The sequence below is a fragment of the Vibrio alfacsensis genome (assembly GCF_019670485.1).
Taxonomy (GTDB): Bacteria; Pseudomonadota; Gammaproteobacteria; order Enterobacterales; family Vibrionaceae; genus Vibrio; species Vibrio alfacsensis.
In genome coordinates this window covers 901,684-923,116 of sequence record NZ_AP024166.1, presented here as the reverse complement: position 1 = coordinate 923,116, position 21,433 = coordinate 901,684, and the positions used below count along the sequence as shown (strand labels likewise).

At 41.7% G+C, this 21,433-nt stretch carries 19 protein-coding genes; 9 read left to right on the top strand and 10 right to left on the bottom strand.

Annotated elements, in window-relative coordinates; genetic code table 11:
* Positions 1–8: 8 nt before the first annotated feature.
* The 4 genes from pcp (at position 9) to VA249_RS18560 (ending at position 3,492) form a co-directional block, all read left to right on the top strand.
* Entirely contained in the window at positions 9–647 is a 639-nt protein-coding gene (gene pcp, locus VA249_RS18575) for a pyroglutamyl-peptidase I (protein WP_221070192.1), read from the top strand.
* A gap of 140 nt (positions 648–787) precedes the next feature.
* On the top strand, positions 788–973 hold the full coding sequence (locus VA249_RS18570; protein ID WP_128813069.1) for a hypothetical protein: 186 nt from the start codon (positions 788–790) through the stop codon (positions 971–973).
* Between the two features lie 129 nt (positions 974–1,102).
* Complete coding sequence (locus VA249_RS18565) at positions 1,103–2,089, top strand: CobW family GTP-binding protein (protein ID WP_221070190.1); 987 nt, start codon at positions 1,103–1,105, stop codon at positions 2,087–2,089.
* A gap of 110 nt (positions 2,090–2,199) precedes the next feature.
* Positions 2,200–3,492 (top strand): DEAD/DEAH box helicase, encoded by a 1,293-nt coding sequence (locus VA249_RS18560; protein ID WP_128813068.1) that lies wholly within the window; start codon positions 2,200–2,202, stop codon positions 3,490–3,492.
* A 106-nt stretch (positions 3,493–3,598) separates the two neighbouring features.
* Here the strand turns inward: VA249_RS18560 and VA249_RS18555 are convergent, their stop codons facing one another.
* From VA249_RS18555 to modF, 4 genes are all read right to left on the bottom strand, one after another.
* Positions 3,599–6,703, bottom strand: a complete 3,105-nt coding sequence (locus VA249_RS18555) for a polymer-forming cytoskeletal protein (RefSeq protein WP_221070188.1) — start codon at positions 6,701–6,703, stop codon at positions 3,599–3,601.
* A 319-nt stretch (positions 6,704–7,022) separates the two neighbouring features.
* Positions 7,023–7,862, bottom strand: a complete 840-nt coding sequence (locus VA249_RS18550) for an arginase (protein ID WP_221070186.1) — start codon at positions 7,860–7,862, stop codon at positions 7,023–7,025.
* Positions 7,863–7,868: 6 nt separating this feature from the next.
* Entirely contained in the window at positions 7,869–8,603 is a 735-nt protein-coding gene (locus VA249_RS18545; RefSeq protein WP_128813065.1) for an IclR family transcriptional regulator, read from the bottom strand.
* A gap of 160 nt (positions 8,604–8,763) precedes the next feature.
* Positions 8,764–10,221, bottom strand: a complete 1,458-nt coding sequence (modF, locus tag VA249_RS18540) for a molybdate ABC transporter ATP-binding protein ModF (RefSeq protein ID WP_221070183.1) — start codon at positions 10,219–10,221, stop codon at positions 8,764–8,766.
* A gap of 386 nt (positions 10,222–10,607) precedes the next feature.
* On the opposite strand from modF, the gene VA249_RS18535 reads away from it, so the two are divergent.
* Entirely contained in the window at positions 10,608–11,990 is a 1,383-nt protein-coding gene (locus VA249_RS18535; protein WP_221070181.1) for an NCS2 family permease, read from the top strand.
* Positions 11,991–12,082: 92 nt separating this feature from the next.
* On the opposite strand, the gene VA249_RS18530 is transcribed toward VA249_RS18535, so the two are convergent.
* On the bottom strand, positions 12,083–13,399 hold the full coding sequence (locus tag VA249_RS18530; RefSeq protein ID WP_221070179.1) for a GGDEF domain-containing protein: 1,317 nt from the start codon (positions 13,397–13,399) through the stop codon (positions 12,083–12,085).
* Positions 13,400–13,926: 527 nt separating this feature from the next.
* Between VA249_RS18530 and VA249_RS18525 the strand changes: the two genes are divergently transcribed.
* Together VA249_RS18525 and VA249_RS18520 are read left to right on the top strand one after the other, a co-directional pair.
* On the top strand, positions 13,927–14,394 hold the full coding sequence (locus VA249_RS18525) for a GNAT family N-acetyltransferase (RefSeq protein ID WP_221072234.1): 468 nt from the start codon (positions 13,927–13,929) through the stop codon (positions 14,392–14,394).
* A gap of 757 nt (positions 14,395–15,151) precedes the next feature.
* Positions 15,152–15,532, top strand: a complete 381-nt coding sequence (locus VA249_RS18520) for a hypothetical protein (protein WP_221070177.1) — start codon at positions 15,152–15,154, stop codon at positions 15,530–15,532.
* An 18-nt stretch (positions 15,533–15,550) separates the two neighbouring features.
* Here the strand turns inward: VA249_RS18520 and VA249_RS18515 are convergent, their stop codons facing one another.
* Entirely contained in the window at positions 15,551–15,841 is a 291-nt protein-coding gene (locus tag VA249_RS18515) for an HNH endonuclease (protein ID WP_225927131.1), read from the bottom strand.
* Positions 15,842–16,038: 197 nt separating this feature from the next.
* Between VA249_RS18515 and VA249_RS18510 the strand changes: the two genes are divergently transcribed.
* On the top strand, positions 16,039–16,839 hold the full coding sequence (locus tag VA249_RS18510) for a hypothetical protein (RefSeq protein ID WP_221070175.1): 801 nt from the start codon (positions 16,039–16,041) through the stop codon (positions 16,837–16,839).
* Positions 16,840–16,923: 84 nt separating this feature from the next.
* On the opposite strand, the gene VA249_RS18505 is transcribed toward VA249_RS18510, so the two are convergent.
* On the bottom strand, positions 16,924–17,322 hold the full coding sequence (locus VA249_RS18505) for a hypothetical protein (protein WP_221070173.1): 399 nt from the start codon (positions 17,320–17,322) through the stop codon (positions 16,924–16,926).
* A gap of 641 nt (positions 17,323–17,963) precedes the next feature.
* Between VA249_RS18505 and VA249_RS18500 the strand changes: the two genes are divergently transcribed.
* On the top strand, positions 17,964–18,254 hold the full coding sequence (locus VA249_RS18500; RefSeq protein WP_005596297.1) for a hypothetical protein: 291 nt from the start codon (positions 17,964–17,966) through the stop codon (positions 18,252–18,254).
* 172 nt (positions 18,255–18,426) lie between these two features.
* Here the strand turns inward: VA249_RS18500 and VA249_RS18495 are convergent, their stop codons facing one another.
* The 3 genes from VA249_RS18495 to VA249_RS18485 all read right to left on the bottom strand — a co-directional run bounded on the left by VA249_RS18495 (position 18,427) and on the right by VA249_RS18485 (position 21,306).
* A complete protein-coding gene (locus VA249_RS18495) occupies positions 18,427–18,684 on the bottom strand; it encodes a helix-turn-helix transcriptional regulator (protein WP_053050663.1) in 258 nt (85 codons plus the stop codon).
* A gap of 30 nt (positions 18,685–18,714) precedes the next feature.
* On the bottom strand, positions 18,715–19,653 hold the full coding sequence (locus tag VA249_RS18490) for a coiled-coil domain-containing protein (protein WP_221070171.1): 939 nt from the start codon (positions 19,651–19,653) through the stop codon (positions 18,715–18,717).
* Between the two features lie 156 nt (positions 19,654–19,809).
* A complete protein-coding gene (locus tag VA249_RS18485) occupies positions 19,810–21,306 on the bottom strand; it encodes a coiled-coil domain-containing protein (protein ID WP_221070169.1) in 1,497 nt (498 codons plus the stop codon).
* Between the last annotated feature and the right edge of the window lie 127 nt (positions 21,307–21,433).

Sequence of the window (21,433 nt, the reverse complement as noted above, 5' to 3'; positions counted from 1 at the left end):
GAATAACTATGAAAAAAGTACTAATTACCGGTTTTGAACCATTTGGTGGTGCGTCTATCAACCCGGCACTAGAAGCGGTTAAGCAGTTAGCGAACGCAAAACTGGATGGTGGCGAGATCGTTACGTGTGAAGTGCCCGTTACGCGTTATGAAGCGTTAGATGCGATCATCACCGCAATTGAAGTACATCAACCGGATTATGTGATCACGGTAGGCCAAGCCGCCGGTCGTGCAGGCATTACTCCAGAGCGTGTGGCTATTAATGTGGATGATTTCCGTATTCCAGATAATGGTGGTAATCAACCTATTGATGAGCCAGTTATCGTTGATGGCCCTGATGCGTATTTCACGACGTTACCGATTAAAGCGATCACTCGTACTCTGCAAGAGAAAGGCATTCCTTGTCAGGTTTCTAATACTGCGGGAACGTTTGTTTGTAACCATGTGTTCTATGGCATTCAACATTACCTACGCGATAAAGAAGTAGGGCATGGCTTTGTTCATATTCCACTACTGCCAGAACAAGATACGTCGGGGAACCAACCGACGATGTCTCTAGAGGTGATTGTAGAAGGGCTGCGTTTGGTTGCCCAAGCAACACTCGATAACGAGAGTGATGTAGCGATCACCGCAGGGCAAATTTGCTAACGTTTATTGCATTTTAGATATTGCAATTTGAGTTTACACCGAGCCTTTGCTCGGTGTTTTTATATCTGTTAAGTCGCTCAAAAACTCGATTTCATGAAAGGAGTAGCATCAATAGCGTCCATTTCAAAAGGTGAACAATCATGAAAGACAATAGAAGTAAGTTCCTTGCGCTTTCTTCTGCCGTTGTTTTTGCTTTGGCGATTGCAGCGCTTAAGTTTGAAAGTACCTTAGGCTTAATGCCAATACTCGTCGCCATCGCGGCATTTTTCGTTTGTGTGATAAACACCAGCATGCATTTATCTGGCGTGAAGAGAGATGAGTCTTAGCGCATTTTACTTTCTTAATCTTGCACAATGCAGCGCCGATAAGTTACTCGGGTATAAAAGCGTTGAAGCAGTCGACATTCTCCGTATACTTCGCAGTAGCATTAAAGCGCGTATGTGTCGGAGAAAAGCATGTCAAATCGAGTACCTACCAATATACTGACCGGATTCCTTGGCGTTGGTAAAACCACGACTATCCTTAATTTACTAAAAAATAAGCCAGAAAATGAAAATTGGGCAGTGTTGGTCAATGAGTTTGGTGAAATTGGTATCGACGGCGCATTGATGAGCGATCAAGGTGCGATGATCAAAGAAGTGCCAGGCGGTTGTATGTGCTGTACTGCCGGTGTTCCAATGTCGGTCGGGATTACTGCATTATTGCGTCAAAAGCCGGATCGCTTGTTGATTGAACCGACAGGATTGGGTCATCCAAAAGAAGTGATTGCCACTTTGACGTCTGAGCAATATCAACCTTATGTCGATTTAAAGGCGACGATTGCACTTGTGGATCCGCGCAATCTAAGTGATGAAAAGTACCTATCCAATAAAAACTTTGTAGATCAACTGGATAGTGCCGATGTCGTCATTGGTAGCAAAGTGGACTTGTGTTCAAGTCACGATATTGATGTGTTTAATGATTGGGTAACAGACCAAACACCAGCGAAAGTCTTCAGCAAGCTGATTCACGATGGTGACTTAGCGATCGAAGTATTAGATATTCAACGTGTACATGGCAGTGCGTCATCCCACATCGAATCGCATCATCATGATCATGCGCATCAAGAGCCTCAGTTCCAACTGCCACCAGGCGAAGCGTTTATCCGTAAAGAGAACAAGGGCCAAGGTTACTTTAGCTGTGGTTGGTTATTTGGTGCGGAATACACGTTCAACTTTGATTTGTTGTTTTCCATGCTCTCAGACCTGACTGCCGAGCGTGTAAAGGCGGTCGTCAATACGGATCAAGGTTGTTACGCCTTTAACGTGGCGAATGGTATTGTGTCAGTGAACCAAATGAGTTTAGAGGGTTTTGAATCTCGTCTTGAAGTGATCGACTCTCAATTAATGCCGTGGGATCAGTTAGAAAGCATCCTTTTGCATCTATGCGGATTAGATCAATAGTGATTTCAGGACTTACGCAAGAAAAGTGAGATAAATCACTCAAATTCGGGTATAGTTCACGGCTAAAATTTTTATAGCTATCTATGTGGTTTGTTTAAGGAATACGCTCAATGTCATTTTCATCTCAAGGTTTTGCGCCAGAAGTGGTTAAAGCACTGGCAGAATGTGGTTATGAAAAGTTAACACCAATTCAACAGAAAGCGATTCCAATGGCTCGCAAAGGCCATGACATCTTCGCTACAGCGCAAACGGGTACCGGTAAAACGGCGGCGTTTTCATTGCCAATGATTCAACGTTTATTGGACAGTGGTCGCAGTGCTTCTCGTAAAACAGCGCGCGCGCTGATCATGGCTCCAACTCGCGAGCTAGCAGAACAAATTGCTGACAATATTAAGACCTACACCAAATATACGGATCTCTCTGTTGTGGCCATTTTTGGTGGTCGTAAAATGTCTTCTCAGGTTACGGCACTAGAAAGTGGCGTAGACATCCTAGTGGCAACGCCGGGTCGTCTAGAAGAGCACATCGAGCAGGGCAACGTGTCAGTCGCTAACCTTGAGTTTCTTGTGTTTGATGAAGCCGACCGCATTTTGGATATGGGCTTCATCCACGCTGTGCGCAAAATCATGCTAGATGTCGACACTGACCCTCAAATCATGATGTTCTCAGCAACAACATCAAGCCAGCTGAATTTGTTAGCTAACGATATTCTGCGTAAGCCAAAGCGTATTGAAGTAGAACGTGCGAACACCACAGCACAGACCGTTGCTCACGTGTTGTACCCAGTTGATCAAGAACGTAAGACAGAGCTTCTTTCTGAACTGATTGGTCGCAAAAACTGGAAACAGGTGCTGGTCTTTGTGAACTACAAAGAAACGGCAAATGATGTCGTTAAAGAACTTAAGCTTGATGGCATTAAAGCCGTAGTTTGTCATGGTGACCGTGCACAGAGTGCTCGTCGTCGTGCGCTAGAAGAGTTTAAAACAGGCAAAGCGCGTGTCATGGTCGCAACGGATGTTGCTGCTCGTGGTCTGGATATTGAAGACCTACCGCACGTTGTAAACTACGACATGCCATTCTTAGCAGAAGACTACGTTCATCGTATTGGCCGTACAGGTCGCGCGGGCAAGCAAGGTCATGCGGTGTCTTTCGTTAACCGCGAAGAAGAGTTGACGGTAGTACAAGTTGAAAATTTGATTCAACAACATATTCGCCGTATTGAACTTGCGGGTTATGAACCAAAACAACGCGAGTCGTACATTGAGAAATTAAACTCAAAGCCTGCGTTTAAAAATCGCCAAGGTCGCCGTAATAACCCGAATCAATCGGCAACAGACCAAGGTTCAGCTGAACGCCGTTTAGCTATGGTGAAGCGCCTTAAAGAGCGTCGCTCGACCAAGTAATCTGAACGTCAGTTTTAATTATCAGTATTTGCTTTTAACTAGCTGACACTAAAGAATCGCTTTCAAATAAAACGCCCCTTATCGAAAGGGGCGTTTTTCTATATCGCTAGTTTATGCCTATCATATTGGCCTCTCCGCGGTAAATAACGCGATCGTTGCCTCGATGAATACCAAACGTGACCACTGCTGGTGGGTTTTCTTCATCGGAATCCGCTTTATCCCAGTTGTATTGGAGCCAAGGCAAATTGTTCCCAGCCTTGCTCAAATCGAGTTGGAATCGTACTTGTTCTCGAGCAGAATCCTTTTGGCTTGCAACAATGGCTGTAGAACGCCCAGCTAACATTTTCCCACTTCCTGATAACTGAGTATTGTCAGGCGCTGAATTGGACCAGACTGCAGCCCTGTCATGATGTTCGCCATCGGTGGTGGTTGAACTGTCACTAAAATGGGTGACAAATCGACCGCCCTCCCAAACTTCAACATCCAGCGGGACTCGAATCGTCATTCCTTGATTACCACCGACGTCTTTGAAGTTCAGTCGGCCGAAGCGCACGTCAGGTTGCGTTGAAAAAATATGCGTAGCATCGAGAAAGTGTACCTCATCAACAACATTACCCAGCTCATAAGTTAAGCCGATTTTACTGGTAGCGGCGCTGTTGGTTTTGTTAAACGGACCGTCTGGATATTGTCCATCGGTTTCGTCTTTTTCCCAGCATGGGCTGTTTAAGCACGTCGCTCCAGATGCCGCTTTAATAATGGTGAATCTACCAACGCTGGCATTGCCGATTTTGCTCCATTCACCTTGTGAAGAGCGTGGTGGAATAAATCGGTCGCTGTAACTACTCAGCTCACCCAGATTAAAGTGCTGTCTATAGTTAGGCGCAAAATGAACATAGTTAAGAACGTTCTGTTTATCCGCATTTAATGCAATGACGTCGTAAGTGATGCTATCCATCGGTTGATTCATGTAGACAAAGCTCTGCCCAGACGGGTATGCCCACTCGACATCTCGTGCTTTAAAATATTTCGGATAGAAACGACCGATGTTGCGAAACCCCTCGTTTACAGTTTGGTCAAGATAATCTCCACTCAGGTTAGTTTTCACGCGTAAACTGCCCACTTCCTGCCAAGATAACTGTGAAAATACGTACCCATCGCCAGAATGTTCTTTATTCGCTTTGGTTAATCCCAAAGGGCTCTCTAATAGTTTAGTTTGACCAGAAGAGGTAGTTTCTGGCGTCGCTTGTGTACTTGACAGAACAACGCTTGCAGCAGGGGCATCATCAAGCATGAAGTTACGAGTGACGGCAGCATTACAGTAATTTCGCGTATTCACGGGGTTTGATAGTGAACCGCCAGATTGCCAAACAATGGGTTTGACGGTAACGGAAAAGTCTTCGCCAGAAGCGATGAATCCATTACCAGATGAGGATGTGCCAGATCGCAGAGGTTGCCCTGCATCACAAATCGCCAGTGTCCATGGGCGAGATTTCACATCAAAGCTACCACGTACCGTGACAGTCCCATTCGTAGGGCAGTTCTCATACCCTTTACAATCAAACGAGTCGTTCAATCTGACGTTAAATAGTCCTGACTCATTGGTGATAAGTCCATGACTAGAAAGACCATCGGTAAAATCTGCAGAGTATGCGAAATTCCCTTTGCTGCCTTGCGCTGGTTTTATGATGCTGTGGTTCACTTTAGGTAAACCATCATAATTGGTTGCAACAATTTGCTCTCCGGTTGCCGAGCAAGCCAGAAGACGTGTGTTAACGATCTGAGATTTGCCGGCCACAACGCTGATTTCATCAACTGAAGTACCTGGATCTTTTGAATAGGCTTCAAACATGAATGGTTCAAACATGAACTTAACGGCTTGAGCTTTGTCGGCATCGTCAGCAACTGTGAATGTCAGCCGATAGTTTACTCCAAGTTCGAGTTGGTCAATGTCCTTTGGTATGATTTCCAACTCCAATTGCCCCTCATCGGTAGAGAGGTAGTCGCTACCATTTTTTGCGCCCTTTATTACTTTTAGGGTGAAGAGGCTAGGGTGGGACAGAGTTACAGTGACTTTTGTACTTGTTGGTTCACCATTGTTGGTTGTCGTCGCTAAAAACTGCGGAAGAGATTCGCCACACATTAAGGCAATGTCGTCATGTGGGGTGACGACAAGCTCAAAATCGTCTTCTGATGGCGGCTTTATTTCACATTGAGGAATAGATTCTGGCATCGGACAAACAGAAGGTTGCTGATTACTATAATCGCAATTAGGGTCATCAAAGCCACAGTAGTTATTTACATAATCGGTAATGGCTACTGCTGATTTTATAGAACCGCAAACATTGGCGTTTAGAACATTCGCTTTTTGGAACGAGTCGATAGCCAATTTAGCCGCAAACATTTGAGTATTCGCATCAATAGAAACTTGGTTTCCTTTCACACTAGGTGTTGATACGAGTTGATTAAATAATGCAGTGTTTTTGATGCCGATTTTTTGAAACGCTTTAACGTGACCAACAATGAGGTTGTTGGTCCCCTCGGTGAAAATATGCTGACCCGTTGAATCAAGATTGCCACAAACTTGAGACTGATTTAAACGTATTGTGCCTAAGCTATCGAGATTGCCATCAATAACACTATTTACTGCCAGTAGCGCAGAATCACTCGTACCAGAACTTGATGATCCAGCATACACATCCCCCTTAATTTGCGCGTTCTCTAGCTCTACTTTACGCAGTGCTTCGACCGAGCCAAACACATAGTTTTGGTTGCCTTTTAAATGAACGCTTCCTCCTTTGCTTTCAATATTGCCAAGGACATGAGTATTTCTCATTGTTAAGAGACCATGAGATTGAAGGTTACCGTAAATGGTACTTATCCTTTCATTTTCTTGGACATGAATCTCTAGCCCGGAACCTTGAGTTTTAATATTGATGGGGTTGCTTGGTTCTCCAACAGTATTATTGCCAAGTAGCGTAATATCTCCGTAAGCGACGATAGTAGGACCTGGGATAGAGTTTGCCCCATTTTTTATCGTTGCCCCAGTTGGGATAGAGACCGTACTCGCACATATGTAGTCATTTCCTTGTACGGTAAATACGCTGTCATCACAAATTTGATTGAGCGTAGATAGGTCGTCAAGATTGTAGTCTTTTGCAAATGCCGCACCATGAAGAAGCGACAAACTAACAAGTAAAATCCGTTTTAGCATTACCAAATGTCCTTATCAAAAGGTACTAAATGGCAACAAGCATTTGAGCAATGGCTCGAAGAAAGTAACATCAGCGGGTTAATTATTGTGTTGGCTCCGCTTACTTCGTCTTGAACTCAATTTATCTATATTGGTATCAAGTACTTATTGGAAAGTATTAGAGCTTAAATGTGACATTAGTTCAATAGTTTATGTTGAACCATGTCGCACTTATTGTTAAGAATCTTTTGGTTAAGATTTATTGTTAGAACACTTGTTGTCGGTAATTCAGTCTCTATGGGGAGCTGAATTACCGAGGTTGAGTAGTTTGCAAGGTTCTTTAAGCTGCGTGATCAACCAGTGGGGACATTTGGTACAACTCTTCGAGAATGGCTTTTGTCTGTTTAGAATAAATGAGCCTATCACGGTCACCCACCAATTGAATGGCTTTGACTTTTCCGGATACGAGCCCATGACGGATTGTGCGCAGCACCATTTGAATATCGAGAGATGATGCGGAATCCAGATTGTTTTTCACAAGCAGAGAAGACAAATCAATAGAGATGATAACTTGGTCGCAATGGTCTAAATAGTTACCAATCTGCTGTTTTAAATGTTTGCGATAGCGAAACGTGAATTCACGATCAGTGACCCAGTCACAGCCTTGATCTTCAGCGTATTCCCAAATTTCTGGCTTTGTCTCTTCTTGACTGGCTCCGGCAAAAAACAAACGCACGTTTCTATAGCGAGAAAGAGCAAAGTGAAACGCTGAACCTATGCGCGGTTCTAGTGTTGGTTTTAGATTCATTTTATGGCTAAGGTGAATAATACCCACTTCATCGCTATCACGCACGACCACAGGCAGAATCGACAAAACGGCTTCTGTGCAGTTAGACAAAATCACGGGAATGGAGTGTCGAGATAAAGCCAAACTCAATGACTCTTGAAATTCACCGCTCTGGATTTGCTCGTGAGAAAAATGGCCAAGATTCGCGGCAGAGTTTTTATTGTGTTGCTGATATAACCAGTCACTTGCGTTTTCTAGGCTCTGGTTAGCTAGTTCAAACGTCCCTGATGTCATCGGAGCTAAATGTTCACATACCGTCATAAATGAAAATGGGTAATGATGAACGTGTTTCTTATCTCGATGAAGTCTGTAACGTTTGAAAAAGCTTAACATTGTGAATTACCTTTCTGGTGGCAACGCCCTTGCTGCCTGCAACACATGCAAAATGATACGCTGCTTGTCTTTCTCCACGCGGTGAGCCGGAGCCATGACCGATACCGCGCCAATCAATTTACTTCCTTTCATGACTGGCGCACTGATACCGGAGACTCCAGGATCAATTTCTGATGTACTGACAGCGTATCCGTTTTTACGGATGGTGCTGAGCTCTTGTTCCCATTCATTGAGACGATGATCTTCGCCAAAATGACGTAAGATTTTCTCACAACGATTCTGAGGCATAAAAGCCAGCATCACTTTAGATGAGGCACCACGAAGCAGTGGTTGACTTTGACCCTGGACGTAGCTGCATCGAAGCGCCTGCATACTTTCTTTTTGTCTGACACAAAGCGCACGATAACCAGCTGGTACCATGTATGCGGCCATTTCGCCGGTTTGCTGAACTAAGCGAGCCAATATGGTTTCCACCATATCCAAACCATGTTGCGAGGTTTCATAGCTGTGCATAAGCAGCAGAGCGGCTGGGCCTACGACGAATGTCTTGTCATGAACACTTTCTTCTATCAAGTTCCATTCTTTTAGCAGCTTCAAATGTCGATAGAGGCTACTCAATGGAACGTGTAATTGTTCACTGAGAGTTTTCGCAGATACTGGGAATGGGCTAACCGCAACTTGCATTAGTAATTGCAGCGCTTTTTCGTTTACCTGATTCGCGTTGGCTTTGTTTGTCGTCATGAGTCTGTTGTAACGTGTTAGTGGCAGTGCAACAACTATAATTCTTAGTTGCTGAGAAAAGGAAAATAATTAGAATGAGATATTCTCACAAAATGAGAAAGTGGCATATTAATACAAATCCTACTCAGGATCTAAGAACTCGTTTGCTCAAAAAGACGAGCTAAAGCGATTTCTCGATTTCGGCCCTATAACAATCGTTACTGTCGCAATAGACGAATTCCAAGTAGTTTTGAATGCTCTCTAAGCCATCTTCTTGATAATGTGAAACATACAGCAATTGGCTTAAATTCTCTTTTGCGATTAACTCTAGCGTGTTCTTAACCAAAATGCGGCCAAGATAATCAAGGCCTTGATAAGGCTCATCGAGAATCAACAATGTTGGCTGTTTTACAATGGCTCGTGCAATCAATAACAGGCGTTGCTGGCCGTATTCAAGTTGCTTGAAAGGCGTTTTCTCGTATTGCTCCATGTGTAAGATAGCCAACCACTCTTTTGCTACTGTGATTTCCTTTTTTGTCGGTTGTGAGTAGAGGCCGATTGAGTCATAGAACCCGGAGATTATCACTTCCAAAGCGCTGCAATTGACACGATATTGTAGATGTAATGCCGATGACACCATGCCGATGTGTTGTTTGATTTCCCATATTGACTCACCTGTACCGCGTTTTTTACCAAAGATGTGAATGTCATTGCTATAACACTGGGGATGATCGCCAAATATCAAGCCGAGTAGGGTGCTCTTACCGCAGCCATTTGGGCCCTTTACTTGCCAATGGTGCCCCTTGTCTATGCGCCAGTTTAAATCGGTGAAAATGGTTTTGTCGGTGTATTCGACACGACCATTTTTGATTTCGAAAATCGGATTGTCGAAGTGAGTCGAATGCTGATGTTGGCGAATCAACGTCATTACTTCTTCCGTTTGCTTGTTCGATTGAGATTGGATTTGAGCAATAATAGGGTGAGTATCCCAACGTTTTCTATCCATTACGCTTTCTAACTTACCCGTACTGAATAATGCGATGTTTTCAATCCAATCTGGCATGTCAGTTTCGCGTGAAAAAGTCACGAGCATTTGCACTGATTTGGATAATTTGTGCAGATAGGCCGCGAGTGATGCTCGATGATGAATATCGAGCCCGGTAAAAGGGTTGTCTAACAGTATCAAGTCTGGCTTTAAAGCAAGGGCGCGAGCCAGCATAACTCGGCGCGTTTCTCCGGTAGATAATACGCGAAATCCACTGTTCACAAGATGAGAGAGGTTGAGATCATGAATCAATTCGTCAGTTAAGGTGTCATCTTGGCATACTTCCATGATCAGTTTATGAACACTGCTTCCTTGATCGATACGATCTAAAAAATCTGTCTCATCATTTTCGATTTCTCTTTCTAAAAGACGCTGCTGCTCAGAAAGCGATACCTGGGCTACTTGATAACCACTCAGTTTGATTTCACCTGAAATAGGCTTTAGTTCACCACAAAGTAGATCGCCGAGTATAGAACCGATCTCTCCATCAGCGCTGAATATGGCCCAAGATTGTTCAGGCTCGATATCCCAGTTGTCTATAGAAAGGGTCGCGGTATTTTGTGTTGCTGCAAGCTGCTGAAATTGAATAAGCATTCAGAGTATCGTCCTTGATTTTATTCTAATTTGAGTGAAATTGGATAAAGTTTAACCGTGTTAGGGCGAAAGGCTCAAGAGAAAGGTCAAAAGTCCATTATCGAATTGTATATTTGGCGCACATCAAGTTGGCACCATTTTAAATTCATTTGAGAAGCAAAAGGCGACCGTTTGCGCAAACGATAAAATTATTTGTTTTCGAGGTGAGAAAAGAGTATTGTCACGCCCCAATTGAAGTAACGGTTAGCGCGCATCGTTTTACGCGACGTTACTTACGCTATTCACGAAGGATATGTGATCCTCAAATCTGTCAATTTAGGGCAATTTAGAGCGACAATTTAGGAATTCAGTTGCTCATAAACTTAAGCATGTAAATAGGTAAAACAATGTCCGAGAACATTTCAACTCCTCAACAACAGACCGAAAATGGTTCAACTCAAACCGTAGATAAAGGTTGGATTGACCGTTACTTTTTGATTTCTGAACGTGGTAGTACGATTCGCAGAGAATTATTAGCGGGCGCAACAACGTTCTTAGCGATGGTTTATTCGGTCATTGTTGTGCCAAACATGCTTGGTGCCGCAGGTTTTGACCAAAGCGCTGTCTTTATTGCAACCTGTTTGGTAGCCGCATTTGGTTCGCTTCTTATGGGTATGTGGGCAAAGCTACCAATGGCGATTGGCTGTGCGATTTCGCTGACCGCATTTACCGCGTTTAGTTTGGTGCTAGGCCAAGGTGTTTCGATTCCAGTCGCGCTGGGTGCGGTGTTCTTGATGGGTGTTGTCTTTACGGCAATTACCGTCACAGGCCTGCGTCAGTGGATCCTAACGAACTTACCATCAGGCATCGCACATGGTACCGGCATTGGTATCGGTTTGTTCTTACTGCTGATTGCCGCAAATGGCGTAGGCCTTGTTGTACAAAACCCTCACGCAGGTCTTCCAGTTGCACTTGGTGACTTTACTTCTTTCCCTGTGATGATGTCTGTCCTAGGTTTGGCTGCGATCATTGGTCTTGAGAAGAAACAAGTGACTGGTGGTATCTTGCTTGTGATTATCGCGATTTCTATCCTTGGTTTGATCTTTGATCCAGCAGTGACTTACCACGGCTTGTTTGCAGTGCCGAGCTTCGGTGGTGAAAACTCGCTCATTGCATCAATGGATATTATGGGGGCGATGAGCCCACTGGTATTGCCGAGTGTTTTAGCATTGGTGATGACGGCAATTTTTGATGCAACAGGTACAATACGCGCAGTTGCAGGACAGGCCAACTTACTGGATGACAAAGGCAATATTATCAATGGCGGCAAAGCGCTAACAGCCGATTCAGTGAGTAGTATTTTTTCTGGTTTTGTTGGTGGTTCTCCTGCTGCGGTTTACATCGAATCAGCAACGGGTACGGCAGCAGGTGGTAAAACAGGCTTAACGGCGGTTGTCGTTGGTTTGGCATTCCTACTGTTGTTGTTCCTTTCACCAATCAGCTACTTGGTGCCAAGTTATGCTACAGCGCCTGCATTGATGTACGTTGGTCTACTTATGCTAAGCAACGTAAGCAAATTGGATTTTAGCGACTTGGTCGGTGCGCTAGCTGGATTAGTCTGTGCGGTGTTTATCGTTCTTACTTCGAATATCGTAACGGGTATTATGTTGGGCTTTGTTTGCCTTGTTGGTGGTCGTGTGATTGCTGGTGAATGGAAACAGCTGAACATGGGTACTGTGATTATTACCATCGCGCTTGTTGCGTTTTACGCAGGCGGTTGGGCAATCTAACGATTTTACCCAAGACATTGTTCACCCAAGACAGTGTTCTAAATATTTATACAAAAAGAGTCAGTGATGTTGTCACTGACTCTTTTTTTTGGCTAACGCTGGGCCGGTAGGATGGTACTTTGATTCCGACCATTTTGCTTAGATTCGTACAGCGCCTTGTCCGCAAGTTTAAACGCTTTTGTAAAGTTACTGCGTTGTAGATGTACACCACCGATAGAGATGGTCACATCAAGGCCTGCAATTGGGTCGTTAGCAATGTGTCGACGGATTGTTTCTGCTTTTTCTTTGAGCTTAGACTCATCCATGTTTCGCATGACTAACAAAAATTCCTCACCACCCCAACGAATAGCAACATCGCTTGCTCGAATTTGGCTCGAGATGCGTTTTGTCACTTCGGTAATGACATCGTCACCTTTTTTATGCCCATGCGTGTCATTGATGGATTTAAAAGAGTCGATATCAATGAGAAGAAGAGAAAACGTGTTTAGACGTTTTAATCTCTTTTCATAAAAGTCTCTACGATAGAAGCCTGTCATTCGGTCTTGGTGTAATAGCTTCTGGTAACGTTTGAAAGCGGTACGTAAAAACTGGATAAATAACGCCATTAATATTGACGGGATCAGAATACGCTCAAAGATCTCCCACGCGCCAAAGCCAATATAAACTGGCTCCGCATCAGTACAGGCAATCTGCACGGGAACACGGAGTGAGAACCAATGAGTTTCTGTATCTATTGCCGTCAAAAAGTCATCGTTGAACTCGGTTACTTTGTCATCCACGAGGCTGTTATTTATATCGATGACTAGCAGCGCATCCAACTCTCGATGGTTGTATACAGGGTAATAGAGTGTACGGAGTAACGCATTTGAGCCATCTTCAACATAGGGCTCGGAAAGCTTGATATTGCAGCCATAGAACTGATCGAACGTATTTTCAAGCCGTTCAAGTTCTAGGATACGAGTCATAATTTCGTTAGCCTTATAAATGCTATAACGTTTTGAGTACTCTTCTCTAAGAGGATCAAAGTGGCCGTAAGTCGACGGGTTTTCAAAGATTGCTACGGTCCAAATATGATCAGGTGCGATGGTTTCAAGTTGGTTTCGAAGCTTATTCACACCCTCAGACAGAATTTTTGCGTTGGTATCTTCCCAAACCATGATACTGACATCGTTTCGGACGTGGGTACCTTTAGTCAAAAAAGTGGTCCCTGTATTGTTGTAATACTGAGCAAATCGACGGCTAATTGAATATACTTGATTAAAATCCGTAACAATGGATTTAGAAAGCTTAGTTAACAGCGCCGCGTTGTATAACGTATATGATGATCCAACGACAATGACCATTAGCGTAGCCAGTTTCATTACTGGCAATAAATGACGGGCAAATGTCCGAGATAAATTTGGGGTCATGGTGTTCCATCGGTAAAGGGCGAGGCCGTAGTGTAGTGATCGAGGATATTTACTCAATTAACACTATTTATCGTGACGGAAAATAATTTAATAACTTATACCGCGGAACGTATAACACCCTTATAACTAAAAACGAGAATAGGTACATGGCGTGCTTTGAGGGAATGTCGAGAGGTCATTCATAAAGCTAACGAAGAGCACGAGATGCTTACGCTAAGCGCTTTTGAAATACATTGGATGGCGAATTAACGAACACTAGCGTTTATCAAGCACACCTCGCTTAACGCAGCAAAGAATGATGATGCTAAACAGAACAGGCGCAATCGCAATTCCAATCCATAGATACATACTATTCATGAAGTCTCCTTAGCAAGTACGATTAGTAATCAGTATGTCGGATTGACCAAAGATTGCAAGGAGGTTGGTTTTTGAACGGACATAAACGGTCTTGCTAGTGTTGCTGTGGGGTATAGGATATAAGAACGTTAAGATTAAAACGTTGTTCAACCACCTGATGAGAAACCATGATGAAAATTGTGAAAGTCGATGACAGTAATGCGCACGTGTATGCCAATCTCTATCAAGGATATGCGGCAGAGTTTTCGAGAATTATTGACGATAAACCGGATGAAAACGGCGTGTTTGAAATTTACCCGAAGCTAGAGGGTAACGTGACTGGTTACTTACTATACATCGATGATGTACCTGCTGCTCTCGCGGCAATTGAAGACAAATCTCTCAAAGAATACGAAATCTGTGATTTTTACGTCGTGCCATATTTTCGTAAAAATAAAGTTGGTAAGCGATTCATCACAAATCTGTTCGAAAAGCTAGGCGGCTCATGGGAAATTAAACAGGTCGCAGGTGCTGACCATGCCATTAACTTTTGGAGAGAGGTGGTAGGTGATTACACATCAAACCACTTTGTCGAAGATAAGTACGAAGACAAAAAGTGGGGACTCGTGACACGGCAACGATTTGGTCATAGTGATTAGACGACTGAATAATAAATCAATCGAGCAAGCACTAGAATACGAAAAAGGCCGCTAATTTCTTAGCGGCCTTTTTACTGAATGTGGCGGAGTGCCGGGGTTGCGCTCAACTAGGGATTTGAACACCATCCCCAGCTCATAAACCTACATTAAGCTGATTTATATCAATGAGTTAAAACTACAGCATTGAGAGATCTTTGTCCAATTGAAAATGCTGATTGGAAACTTGAGAGTCAAGCGGCTTTGGATCAAGGTTATCGAGCCAGATATGCGCCAGTGAGGCTCTTCAGTACCGTTCAGGAGTGAGTATCTTAAATAAATTAACTAAACCATTGAAAAAAATTAAAAAAATTGCATTGACATTAACTTATTGCCGTTGTAAAACTAGTTACATGAGCTGATTCAGTGAACTCATTCGGGAGCACGTCAGCATTCTTAACAAGCTTTAGCAACAAAGTGTCTGCTTTGTGTATAGCTGGAAGCCTTAATTAATTAATAAATAAATTGTAAACACGAAGGTGTCTGAGTTTTCTCAGGCAATGATTTTATTTATTTGATTAGTTGAGGTTCTTCATGAAGAAATATTACTCCTGTTTTAAACGAAAACACTCCAAAGAAACACTGTATTCTCTGGTGACCCCCTTATTTTCGGCTAGCGAAAAGTCTGTTTCCAATACCGCAAAAATTACCTTTAATGCACTTTTTCAACAGCATGAAGTAAGAGTCTTATTACTCAGCAGAGTATCGTTTAGGACACTATTTGCATATTAGCATTCCGTTATCAACTTTCGTAACGGGTGCTCAAACCAACATTCGTTACGATAATTCAACTCATAAACCTACATTTAAGGTGATAGATATGAATGTATTGTATTTTCCTAACAATAACCGTCTACCAAGTTACCATGACTTCAAAGATGTAAAATCAATCGCATTTTCTGAGATAATAAAAACAACCATACAGATTCATGGTCAGATTCCGAATGAAGATGCTGTATTAAAACAAGTCAATACTCAAGCTGAAGCTTTCAAAAATGATTTTCTTAACAGTCAACTTGATAAAGCAGAGTTCATCGAAAGAATCATTCAAAGCGTTATGAACAGGATCAACTCCGAAGCGCTTGGGTTGAGTGATTTTTAGCGATCCCCCCCTTACAACCTAAGCAATTAGGGCTTTCAAAGCTTCTAATGTCATGCCATGCTCTCGATGAATCATGGCATGACAATTAGCACAAAGTGGTAGTAAATTTGCAACAGGATCTACCACATATTCAACACATATTTGGTGAATTGGCTTTAAATGATGTACTTCAATAAACCCTTCCCCAAGTGCTCCATATTTCTTACCAAAGTCAAACCCGCACGCTTGGCAAGTATGACCATAGTGTTTAATGCATGCACTCCTTGCTTTTCGATCCCTTTCATACTTATTGACCGTAATTGTAGTCACGGAACCTTATAAAAAACTTACTTCGTTTTCTTCCTTCGCATTCAATGAATGTGTTACAAACTCTGAATTTTGTCAAAGGTAAGTAATTTTGATGGTTTGTTGTGGTGATGTTAGTTTTAAGTTCGTGTATTGAGTGATTGACAGAAGGTTGATTTTGCCATATAAACGCCATCCTTTTTATTTATATCATTTAGATTATGAACGATTCTCGCAATTTAAACACTAGTAAAACACATTTAAAGAAAGTGCTAGGATGGCTTGCTATTGGTACATTTTGTGTAGTCATTACTTCAATTTATGGTGGCGGCTTAAAAAATAACATCAGTTTATTTTTACTCATCGGTGTTTCAACAGTAATTTCGTTATTATTACCACTCCCAATAATTATAATATCTTGGCTATTTCAATCGAAACGAAACATCATAAGCACTGCAAAGACTTTTTGCAGAGTACAAATGGTAATTCTTACGTTGGTGACCGTTGGTTCAAGTTCTATTATGATTAACAAATATAACAGATCTCAAGCCGAAAGCTTACTGCTGCAAACACATAAAACTCAGTCAACTCCTGAAGCCAAAAAAGCTATCGAGAATGATGTAACGGTAATTCATTCAAAAGAACTAGACGAAGAACTACATGGAGTTGAAGTCGATATGAATATTGTGGATGCGTTGGAGAAATCCTATCATGATAGCGTTAACAAAATACTTGAGGCACAATTCAAGAATGATGGCTATTCTACAAAAGCACTTCCTCAATTAACTGGTCGCAAAGTGTCAATGTTCAATCTATATGAAATTCCAGTTGGTGCGGTTACTGTGACTGAAAAGTCTTTAAGTTCTGACGGATATGTTCATACAAAAAGGATTTATGCTGTAGGAATTATTGATAGTGCATTACATACTGTTGTATGCCAAACTACAGGTGACATAGAAATATCTTTATTTCAGAATCCGAAGTGTAGAGAAAAACTAGACTCGGTTTTTGGGGCTCTGTAGTATATACCAGGCTGACTTAAAGATTGCTTTTATCTTCATTAAATCCTATATAGTTAGCCCCTCCTATATCTGAGGGGCTTTTAGTTATTTACTTTTAAATTCAATCCAGGCTTGATTAAAGTTCTTGGTTGAAATCAACTTATTATTAATAAGCAAATCATTTTCTTTTTCTAGTAACTCATATACACTTTTATTAGTTTCATCATTATTAGGCTTAATGATTTTTAAATTGGTTTTAGGATCGCAATATATAAAAGAACTGTATAACGACCCATTAATAGGAACCATACCAATAACAGGAGCATCTTGTTCACTCTCGCAAGATTGTCTAAATACAAATATAACATCATCATACCCAGTAACAACCGCAGAATAGTTACTTTCCTTATCTAGAATAGCAATACCATCTTTCGTTGATTGCCACTCTGCAGCAAGTGCAGAATTGGAAAATAAAATCAAAAAAGCTAGAAAATAATTATTCACATTTAAACCTTATATTGTCTAATTACCAAACCTTTCTTTTACACAAAATAGTTCCTGACAGTGTAGCAGCATGGTAAAAATCGTTCACTAAATAAAACACAAAACACTAATAATACTTTTTTCAAAGATATATTAAGTAGACTAACCTTTCTATCAACAAAATTACATAAATATAATTTTGGGAAGTTGACACTCCTTATCACGATTTTCAGGATAGCTAAATTATATTCTTCCTTTAATTACATGTAAATTACTGTTTTTTTCTAATTAAAAGTAATGCTATTTAGAAAGTTATTGCTGTTTAATTTTTTAATGATGAACTATGGATGATTTTAGACTAGCGAGTATTAGGTCGCTAAACCAGAGTGTGAGCATGCTAACTTTTTTGATCTAATAATGAGCAAAATGCTCTATTTTTAGTCTGGAAACATTGCGTTTCTAGATATCTGACTTAGATTTCGAATATACTCATCTGTTGAGTGAATTTTAGACAAAGTATACTTCCATCTTGGATAGTTAAACTGCAAATTAATGAACGGTACATATTAAATGGGTATGTCAAAAATTAGATTTCTGATGTTATTTTTAGAAAATTGGTGTAAAGTTAACGGGAAAGATATTTTCAATATAGAGTATTAGTAATGATGTATGCAGCAGCAACATTCGGCGCATTTGGTATTATTTGGGTAATTATTGCAGTATGTGTCGCAGACACCAATGCAATTACTCGTTTACCTCTAACATTAACTATTTTAACGATCATGATTCCACTAATGGTTGTTATGTATCCTGTGGCTTTATTATCTCGTTACTACGGTGACAATGAGAAAGCTAATACAACATTCATTAGGTGGACTACTGAATATTTTGTTGGTATTGGTGAGTTAGCAGGTATGGCTAAAGATGCTCAATCTAAAGGTTGGTTTAAGTAACCCATAAGTATGAAAGGGAACTAATAACTGGTTCCTCAGGTAACGTGTCGACCACGAGGAAACTAGTGGATACGGGACCAACTATGCATAGTTTTGAATTGAGAAGTGAAAGATTGTATCCTGACTTATCCAAACAAACATCAAAGAGTGCGCACGCTATTTTGCAAACTTGCTACCATTCACTCTTAACAACATCATGCTCGTAATACTCTTCCATTTTGAGCATTGGTAGAAGGTGTAACTCCAACTTATAAGCTTGAGCCAAGAGCAGTACAGAGTTGATTGAACAGTTAGTTGGGTTATTCTCTATTTTTGAGATTGTAGCCTGTCTCAAGCCACTCAACTCTGATGCTTGCTTCTGGGTTAAACCTAAAGTCTCGCGAGCCTCTCGCATACAATTGGCTAACGCCCTTGGATAATTAGCTAGCATACATATTTCCCTCAAAGTGATACTTAGAGGTTAAGCTACAACCTCATCTTGTTTCAACGGCTTTTCTAAATGACTGATCCTTTCAGACAGAACGGCAGCCAACGTTTGTGATTCTGTTAACTGCGCTGCTAGTGTATTTAGTTGCGCCAGTGATTTGCTTTCTGCCTGAACAGCACTTTCATATTTTGTTGATAAGATCGTGAGTTGCTGTCTCACGAGGTCTAAATCAGCCTGTAGTAGACCGTTTGCTTCGCATTGTTTTACTGCTTCCGTTCGACAGTTGTCTAACTGCGTTTCAAGCACCGTATTTTGTCTAGTAAGCGCCTGTATCTGTTCGTTTTGCAGTGATTCATTTTGTTGATAGGTTTCTAAATCGCTCAGTAAAGAAGCATTCTCGTTCGTCATTGACTCTAACGCAGCAAGATGTTCATCACCGTGGAGTCTTGCTATAGCTAGTTGTTCCTCTAACGCAGTACAATCTTGTTCAAATTGCTCATTTAGTTCAACCTGAAGTCTGACACGCTCCTCTGTAACAGCAAGTTTCTCCTCGGCGCATTGCTGTTTGTTGAGCGCTTCATCTACCAGTGCTTTTGATTCAAGTAGCCGAGTACGAGTTAGATGTTCGTAGTGAGCATCTGTCAACGCATTGAGTTGAGTGACAAGACTCGTAAGTGATGATGATAGCTGGCCTTCAATAAGTTTAAGCGCTTCTTGTATCTCAACAGGCAGCGGTAAGATTACCGTTGGTTCAGCTTGTATGACTGACTGTTGAGATTCTACGCTAGATTTATCCTCTATAGTTATTTGACCTTGTTCAATCAATTGCCTTAAATCTCGATCCAAAGTTTCACGTCGTCCACGCCCAATGAGTTCGCGCAGTCTCCAGCCAACAGGTTCAACTCCTTGCTCAATCAACTGATTCGCCGCTCTAATAACATCTTCGTTTGTATAAGATTTTGGTCTCGCCATTTTTTCACCGTTATTGCTTTTATGATTTCAGTATGGGGATTTGTTTGTTCATAAGATTTGTTCCGAACAAACCTTATGAACAAACAAATAAACGCTACTCGTATACCCTGTAGCGTATATTCTGGTTTTATACGCTTGAGCGTATATGGCGGGACATTAACGCTCGTTTGTATTCTGTTGAGAGCGTTCATGGCGACCATCTATACTTTGAGACGATAAGTGGTTAACTAACGCTTTAGCCTTTAGTCTCAGCGGCTCAGGAAGACTCCAGAGGGTATTGATGGTCTGTTCAAGAAAACGTCTTGCTTTATCTTGATAACCTAAGTCATTCGTATGCACAGCCATAAAGAAATTGCTACAGAATGCGGTTAGTTTTGAGAGCAATTCATCGTTGAAAGTGCGCAGCGTCATCAAGAGCGTTTGTTTTTCAGCGCGCAATTCCTGCACCTGATTAGATAAAACGACATGTTCCTTTTTGGCTTCACGTTGCTTATCTTCCAACATCATTAACTCACCAAGCATAATGTTGAGCTTCAAGCTGCTCTCTACTAATTTTTGCTCCGAATTCATAACTTGATGCTCTAACTCAACCAATTGCTCTTGTTGCTTTTTGAGCCTCAGATTATGGAAATTGAACTCTCGCTGAGATTTGGGCAGTTTGGCTTCTTGGTTCATTTTTTGTCGTTGCTTTGAGCGACGTTCTGTCTCGGGTGCTAATTCAGCAATCAACCCCTTGTGTTTAAAAAGATGCTGGTTAGCGAACTCAAACACCATTTTCTGAAACATCTCACCAAAGAGCTTTCGCTGCTCTACGGACAGATTTTCGTCGACAGGGATAACCTTATCTTTTAAGCCTAGTTTTTCTATGTATTGATTAACGACGATCTTCTGGCTTCTTAATAGGTCAAATTCACCAGTAATCTTATTCCTAGCTGATAAAAAGTAATGAGTATGCGCTCCAGTGTTCTCTTCGGCATCGCGCTCGTCATCATGTCCAATCACCATTTTGATCGGATAGTCAGGAAAGTGGTGAGTTAAAAACTTAACAGTAAAGTCCATATACTCATGCAATGAGATCTGTTTATTGCTCACTTTCCATTGGTGGGGGATCTTAAAGATACCCTCCTGGATAAATGTGCAGTTAAGATTAGGTCGACTCTGAGTCTGGTTATGTGCATTAAGATAAGTCTCTAGCATTTTGACTCGTTGGTTTTTCCGCGACATTTCCATCGTTTTGAACTTTTCAATTTTGCTGTAGGAGACATGACCTGATGAATCAAGTATCTCTTCTAGAAACTTCGCCGCAGCATCATTACCATTTTTGTATTCAGCGGTGATCGTTGTTTTCATTTTCTTACGGTATTGCCGATGACGGGTTTGTAGCCTAGTATGATCACGGACTAACGGAGCGGGTGCGGCGGTAAAAAGTAGCTGTTCTTTATGTTCATCACTAAGCGAGTTTAATGGCAAAGTTTCATCATTTCGCCATATGAGATTTGAGTCTGATAAATTCTCATCCCATTCAAATTGCTTAGCCGCATTTGCCTCTGTTACGATACGTAGAGAGTGCATCAGAGACCGCTCACAACGCGAGCGGTCTTTCTGATTTGAAGTGAAATTGTATCGGCGGTGGAAGAATCGAATCGATTTCATGCTAGCTCCCATGGGGAGCTAGTTAGGGAGTCAAGAGGTACTCCTCTTGCCCGCAGCTTGCGTGCATCTTTTTGGAACAAAAAGTGTGACGCAAGCGCAGCGGGTTGCGTTGTCGTCACATTAACCA

Excerpts from the sequence above, each read along its gene's own strand:
- VA249_RS18495 (WP_053050663.1), bottom strand. The coding sequence starts at position 18,684 with ATGCTAGCTAATTATCCAAGGGCGTTAGCCAATTGTATGCGAGAGGCT.
- VA249_RS18525 (WP_221072234.1), top strand. The coding sequence starts at position 13,927 with ATGAAAATTGTGAAAGTCGATGACAGTAATGCGCACGTGTATGCCAAT.
- VA249_RS18545 (WP_128813065.1), bottom strand. The coding sequence starts at position 8,603 with ATGACGACAAACAAAGCCAACGCGAATCAGGTAAACGAAAAAGCGCTG.
- VA249_RS18565 (WP_221070190.1), top strand. The coding sequence starts at position 1,103 with ATGTCAAATCGAGTACCTACCAATATACTGACCGGATTCCTTGGCGTT.
- VA249_RS18500 (WP_005596297.1), top strand. The coding sequence starts at position 17,964 with ATGATGTATGCAGCAGCAACATTCGGCGCATTTGGTATTATTTGGGTA.
- VA249_RS18485 (WP_221070169.1), bottom strand. The coding sequence starts at position 21,306 with ATGAAATCGATTCGATTCTTCCACCGCCGATACAATTTCACTTCAAAT.
- VA249_RS18490 (WP_221070171.1), bottom strand. The coding sequence starts at position 19,653 with ATGGCGAGACCAAAATCTTATACAAACGAAGATGTTATTAGAGCGGCG.
- VA249_RS18535 (WP_221070181.1), top strand. The coding sequence starts at position 10,608 with ATGTCCGAGAACATTTCAACTCCTCAACAACAGACCGAAAATGGTTCA.
- pcp (WP_221070192.1), top strand. The coding sequence starts at position 9 with ATGAAAAAAGTACTAATTACCGGTTTTGAACCATTTGGTGGTGCGTCT.
- VA249_RS18510 (WP_221070175.1), top strand. The coding sequence starts at position 16,039 with ATGAACGATTCTCGCAATTTAAACACTAGTAAAACACATTTAAAGAAA.
- VA249_RS18570 (WP_128813069.1), top strand. The coding sequence starts at position 788 with ATGAAAGACAATAGAAGTAAGTTCCTTGCGCTTTCTTCTGCCGTTGTT.
- VA249_RS18550 (WP_221070186.1), bottom strand. The coding sequence starts at position 7,862 with ATGTTAAGCTTTTTCAAACGTTACAGACTTCATCGAGATAAGAAACAC.
- VA249_RS18555 (WP_221070188.1), bottom strand. The coding sequence starts at position 6,703 with ATGCTAAAACGGATTTTACTTGTTAGTTTGTCGCTTCTTCATGGTGCG.
- modF (WP_221070183.1), bottom strand. The coding sequence starts at position 10,221 with ATGCTTATTCAATTTCAGCAGCTTGCAGCAACACAAAATACCGCGACC.
- VA249_RS18530 (WP_221070179.1), bottom strand. The coding sequence starts at position 13,399 with ATGACCCCAAATTTATCTCGGACATTTGCCCGTCATTTATTGCCAGTA.
- VA249_RS18560 (WP_128813068.1), top strand. The coding sequence starts at position 2,200 with ATGTCATTTTCATCTCAAGGTTTTGCGCCAGAAGTGGTTAAAGCACTG.